Raw genomic sequence first — 5,398 nt, 5'->3', positions numbered from 1 at the left:
GGCCCTCTGTAGGAGCGAGCTTGCTCGCGAAGGTCGTCAACGATAACGCGGACATGCTGCATTAACGCGTCGCCTGGGGCTTTTTCGCGAGCAAGCTCGCTCCTACAGGAAAATGTTTCCTGCGGCCCATAAAAAAGCCCCGGCTCTCGCAAGCCGGGGCTTTTTCGTTTCAGCCGATCAGAGGGCCAGGGTCGGGTAGTCGATGTAGCCGACCGGGCCTTTGGCGTAGAACGTCTCTGGATGGGCTTCGTTCAGCGGTGCATCGGCCTTCAGGCGCGCTGGCAGGTCCGGGTTGGCAATGAACGGCACGCCGAACGCGACGGCGTCCGCCTTGCCCGAGGCCAGCCAGGCGTTGGCGCTGTCCTTGGTGAAGCGTTCGTTGGCAATGTACGGGCCACCGAAGGCTGCTTTCAGTTGTGGGCCGAGGCTGTCGCCGGCTTCCTTTTCACGGGAGCAGATGAACGCGATGCCACGCTTGCCCAGTTCCTTGGCAACGTAGGTGAAGGTTTCCGACAGGTTGGCGTCGCCCATGTCGTGGGAGTCGGCGCGCGGTGCCAGGTGCACACCCACACGGCCGGCGCCCCACACTTCAATCACGGCGTCAGTGACTTCGAGCATCAGGCGTGCACGGTTTTCCAGGGAACCACCGTAGTTGTCGGTGCGCTGGTTGGTGCTGCTTTGCAGGAACTGGTCGAGCAGGTAGCCGTTGGCGCCATGCACTTCCACGCCGTCAAAACCGGCAGCCTTGGCGTTCTCGGCGCCTACGCGGTAAGCGTCGACGATGTCGGCGATCTCGGCGATTTCCAGAGCGCGCGGGGTTGGGTAGTCGGCCAGTGGGCGCACCAGGCTGACATGGCCTTTAGGCTGGATGGCACTTGGCGCGACCGGGGTTTCACCGTCCAGGTACGACTCATGGGAGATACGGCCCACGTGCCACAGTTGCAGGAAGATCTTGCCGCCCGCGCCGTGCACGGCCTTGGTCACGTTGGCCCAGCCGCGCACCTGGTCGTTGGACCAGATGCCCGGAGTGTCCGGGTAGCCCACGCCCATTGGCGTCACGGAGGTGGCTTCGCTGAGGATCAGCCCGGCGGAAGCGCGTTGTACGTAGTACTCGGCCATCAATGCGTTGGGCACACGGCCGGCGTCGGCACGGCAACGGGTCAGCGGCGCCATGATGATGCGGTTCGACAGTTCCAGGTCGCCCAGTTTGATTGGATCGAAAATAGTCGTCATGGGATAACACCCTTCTCTTTAGTTGATCAGTTAGTCGCGGGGGCCAGGTCGGCATTGCCGCTCTGACGGAAAGTAATCAAGGTCACCACCAACGCGAGCACGGCCAGTGCAGCAGCGGCCAGGGGCACGCTGGTCAGGCCGAAGCCGTGGGCAATCACGCTGCCACCGACCCAGGCGCCCAAGGCGTTGCCGATGTTGAAGGCGCCGATATTCAAGGTGGACACCAGGTTGGGGGCGGCCTTGCCGAAGGTCACCACGTTGATTTGCAGCGCCGGCACGGCGGCAAATGAGGCGGTGGCCCAGAGGAACAGGGTGATTTCAGTCGGGATCACGGCGACGCTGGTCCAGGTCAGTACCGTGGACACCACTGCCATGCTGATGAATACGCCGATCAGGGTGGCGGCCAGGCGTTTGTCGGCCAGCTTGCCGCCGATGATGTTGCCGACGGTCAGGCCCAGGCCGATCAGCAGCAGGGTCCAGGTCACGCCTTTGGGCGAAACACCGGTGACATCCCCCAGCAGCGGCGCTATGTAAGTAAAGAGGGTGAACATCGACGCGGCGAACAGCGCGGTCATGCTCAGCGACAACCAGATCCCGGCACCCTTGAGGGCGGCCAGTTCGGCGCGCATGTCGAGTTTTTCCTCGTCACGCTTGGCCGGCAGAAAGCGGATCAGGCCGATCAGCGCGATCACCCCAATCACGGTCACTGCCCAGAAGGTCGAGCGCCAGCCGGCTTCCTGACCCAGCGCAGTGCCCAGTGGCACACCCAGCACGTTGGCCAGGGTCAAACCGGTGAACATCAGGGCTACGGCCGAAGCCCGTTTGTTGGCCGGCACCAGGTTGGCGGCGACCACCGAACCGATACCGAAGAAAGCACCGTGGCAGAGTGCGGTGACCACTCGGGCAAACATCAGCACGTTGTAGTCACTGGCCAGGGCGCAGAGCAGGTTGCCGATGATGAAAATGCCCATCAACGCTACCAGGGCAGCCTTGCGCGGCAGCTTGGCGGTGGCCAGTGCCATAAAGGGCGCACCGATGGCCACGCCCAGGGCGTAACCAGTCACCAGCCAGCCGGCGCCGGGAATCGAGACGCCGAGGTCGGCCGCCACATCGGGCAACAGCCCCATGATGACGAACTCGGTCGTGCCGATGGCGAAGGCGCTTAAGGCCAGGATGAGTAGCGAGAGAGGCATTGTGGGGTCCTTGTTACAGCGGTGGGCTGAGTTCTTCGGTGAGCGCTTTGAGGAAGGCTTGGATCACGTCCTCATTGCGTTTGAAAAAGTGCCACTGACCGGCCTTCTGGCTGCTGATCAGCCCCGCCCGTTGCAGGTTCGCCAGGTGCGCCGACACGGTGGACTGGGACAGGCCGCAACGTTGGTCGATCTGCCCGGCGCAAATACCGTGCTCGTGGTTGTGGATCTGCTCGGGGAATTGCACTTTCGGGTCTTTCAGCCAGTTGAGGATGTCTCGCCGTACTGGGTGCGCCAGGGCTTTTATTATTTCGTCGAGGTCGATGGACATGGCAGTGATGCTCGGGGTTTGTAAAACGTTATATCGCGATGAGGCGAACTTTAAATCGTTATATCCCGATACACCAATATGATTTTGGTCTTAGGCCAGGCTAAATCGGTATATCGGGTTATAACGATACGTTGGCAGCAGTGTTAGACTGCGCGCCATGAATTATCTCGCACATCTGCACCTGGGCGGCCAACTTCCTGCTCAATTGCTCGGCAGCCTGTATGGCGACTTCGTTAAAGGTCGCCTGCAAGGTGAGTTCAGCCCGCAAATCGAGTCGGCGATTCAGTTGCACCGCTCAATCGATCGCTACACCGATAGCCACCCGTTGATCGGGGAGGCGCTGTCGCGCTTCACCCTCACCCGGCGCCGCTATGCCGGGATCGTGCTCGATGTGTTTTTCGACCACTGCCTGGCGCGGGATTGGGCGTTGTATGCCGATCAGCCGCTGGAGCGCTTTACCTCTGAGGTTTACCGGGTGCTCGCCGAAGAACCGGCGCTGCCGGGGCGGCTGGCGCAGATTGCGCCGTATATGGCGGCGGATGACTGGCTGGGTTCGTACCGCGAATTTGCGGTGATGGAACAGGTGTTGGCGGGCATTGGCCGGCGCCTGACACGGCCCGAAGAACTGGGCCATGCCATGCAGGAGTTGCGGGTGCTGTATGAGCCGTTGAGTGAGGACTTCCGGGTGTTTTACCCGATCTTGCAGACGTTCTGTAGGCGCGAGCTTGCTCGCGAAGATCGTTAACGATAACGCAGCGCTGTCAGGTCGCCCGTGTCGCCTATTCGTTTTTCGCGAGCAAGCTCGCTCCTACAGGGTACGCATTCAGGCTGCGGCCAGGGTTCCGGCGCGCCGTGGTTCTACTGGCTGCACCACCTCACCAAATAACGCCTTCTGCACCGCCTGCTGCGCCTGGAACGCCAGCGCCGCACGTTCCTGCCCGGCGCAGGCAATCGGCTTGAGCAGATGGATTTCCACATCGCCCTGGTCATTGCCAAACAACCGCATCAGGTGCGAGAGCAAATCGTCATCGCCAATAAACGGTGCCAGCGGGTCGATATGGCCATCGCGCAGGTAACGAATCGCCACCGGTTGCAACGACACGTCGGCATCAATCGCACTGGCCAGTAACCGCCCATGGAACGTCCGCAGGGCGCGGCCATCGGTGGTGGTGCCTTCGGGGAACATCAACAGCGGGTGTTTTTGCTCCAGGTGGCGAGTCATCTGCTTGCGGATCAACTGACTGTCGCCCGAACCCCGGCGGATAAACAGGCTGCCGGCCTTGGCTGCCAGCCAGCCGGCCACCGGCCAGGTACGCACCTCGGCCTTGGACAGGAACGACATCGGCGCCACCATCCCCAGCAGCGGGATATCGGTCCATGACACATGGTTGCTGACCCACAGCATCGACTGCTGTGGCAATTCACCATGAACGGTCACGCGAAAGGGCAGGGCATTGGTCAGTCGCGCCATGAAAAACCGCGACCAGCGCTGGCGGCGCACCATCGAGTTGGCCACCCCCAGTCGTTCAAACACCCCAAACACACTGGCCATGGTCAGACCCAGGGCCACCACCAGCAGCACGCGGGCGATCCGCCCGTACACCCGAAGGCGGCTCATCACATGGCTGCCTTGAAGTGGCGGGCGTAGCGCGGGCACAACTCGTCGCGCTTGAGCAGGATAAACACGTCGGCCACCTGGAAGTCTTCGTCCCAGCACGGCTCGCCGCAAATCTTCGCGCCCAGGCGCATGTAGGCCTTGAGCAGGGGCGGCATTTCGGCGATGACGTTGGAGGGCAGGTCCAAGGCCGGCAGTGGCTTTTTCGGTTCGGCCCGCAGGTGTTCGTTGCACAGGTAGCGTTCGCGCAGGCGCTGCATGATTGCGTGGGCCTGGATGCCGCCGTCGTGCATCGGGATGCTTGCGCAGCCCATCAGGTAGCTGTAGCCGCCCTGGTTGAGCACTTCGGCCAACTCGCCCCACAACACGGCGATGGTGCCACCGTTGCGGTAGGCCGGGTCGACGCAGGTGCGGCCGATTTCCAGGATGGGGCCTTTGAGGTGCAGCAGGCCGTGGAGGCTGAATTCTTCTTCACTGTAGAAGCGGCCCAGGGTGCTGGCGGCCTGGTGGTCGAGTAAACGGGTGGTGGCGACGAGTCGACCGCTGTTCAAATCCCGCACGCCGATGTGGCTGCAGTGAACATCATAGTCATCCATGTCCAGGCCCAGTTCAGCGCCTTTCAGCTTGGCGTTGAATTCGCCGCTGAACACGTTGAACCGCAGGGCTTGGGCTTCCTGCAAAGCTTGGGTGCCGATCAGGCGTTCGGCTTGCAGGCGGCGTTCATTGCCGGTGTCGCTGATGCGGGCGATCTGAGTCATGGCGAGTCTCCGAGTGCCGGCCAGGGTTGCGGCCGGTCGACTTGTTTGTGCCAACTCAGGCTATGTACGGCGGGTGTCATCTCCATGAAGTTACGGTGACGCTTAGATGACAGGCGTCTGGGGGGGTGGTTTGCTCAGGGGGATGGAGTACATATCCGTTATTTGGGTAACGGCGGCTTAGGGTTCCGCTCTTACAGCGGGTCACTTTTGGCAAACGCCCCAAAAGTAACCAAAAGGTCTTTGCCCCACCACTCGGTGCCTCGCCTAGGCT

Annotated in this window: 6 protein-coding genes; 1 reads left to right on the top strand and 5 read right to left on the bottom strand. The window is 61.9% G+C overall.

What is annotated here, in order from left to right:
• Positions 1 to 177 precede the first annotated feature (177 nt).
• Genes HX855_RS29420 through HX855_RS29410 form a run of 3 tightly spaced genes read right to left on the bottom strand, consistent with a single transcriptional unit; the run spans position 178 to position 2,754 of the window.
• Positions 178 to 1,233, bottom strand: coding sequence for an alkene reductase (locus tag HX855_RS29420; RefSeq protein ID WP_177090233.1), 1,056 nt, complete (start codon positions 1,231 to 1,233; stop codon positions 178 to 180).
• A gap of 26 nt (positions 1,234 to 1,259) precedes the next feature.
• The gene (locus HX855_RS29415; RefSeq protein ID WP_177090235.1) at positions 1,260 to 2,426 is read right to left on the bottom strand and encodes an MFS transporter; all 1,167 of its coding nucleotides are present in this window, start codon (positions 2,424 to 2,426) and stop codon (positions 1,260 to 1,262) included.
• 13 nt (positions 2,427 to 2,439) lie between these two features.
• Positions 2,440 to 2,754, bottom strand: a complete 315-nt coding sequence (locus HX855_RS29410; RefSeq protein WP_177090237.1) for a helix-turn-helix transcriptional regulator — start codon at positions 2,752 to 2,754, stop codon at positions 2,440 to 2,442.
• A 157-nt stretch (positions 2,755 to 2,911) separates the two neighbouring features.
• On the opposite strand from HX855_RS29410, the gene HX855_RS29405 reads away from it, so the two are divergent.
• A complete protein-coding gene (locus HX855_RS29405; protein ID WP_177090239.1) occupies positions 2,912 to 3,499 on the top strand; it encodes an ACP phosphodiesterase in 588 nt (195 codons plus the stop codon).
• Between the two features lie 78 nt (positions 3,500 to 3,577).
• On the opposite strand, the gene HX855_RS29400 is transcribed toward HX855_RS29405, so the two are convergent.
• Together HX855_RS29400 and olsB are read right to left on the bottom strand one after the other, a co-directional pair.
• The gene (locus HX855_RS29400; RefSeq protein WP_177090241.1) at positions 3,578 to 4,372 is read right to left on the bottom strand and encodes a lysophospholipid acyltransferase family protein; all 795 of its coding nucleotides are present in this window, start codon (positions 4,370 to 4,372) and stop codon (positions 3,578 to 3,580) included.
• Positions 4,372 to 5,127: an L-ornithine N(alpha)-acyltransferase gene (olsB, locus tag HX855_RS29395; protein WP_177090243.1), complete on the bottom strand. Its 756-nt coding sequence runs from the start codon at positions 5,125 to 5,127 to the stop codon at positions 4,372 to 4,374. The genes HX855_RS29400 and olsB overlap by 1 nt, the downstream gene beginning before the upstream one ends.
• Between the last annotated feature and the right edge of the window lie 271 nt (positions 5,128 to 5,398).

The organism is Pseudomonas sp. IPO3778, from assembly GCF_013386825.1.
GTDB lineage: Bacteria > Pseudomonadota > Gammaproteobacteria > Pseudomonadales > Pseudomonadaceae > Aquipseudomonas.
This window is presented reverse-complemented; position numbering and strand designations above follow the sequence as displayed.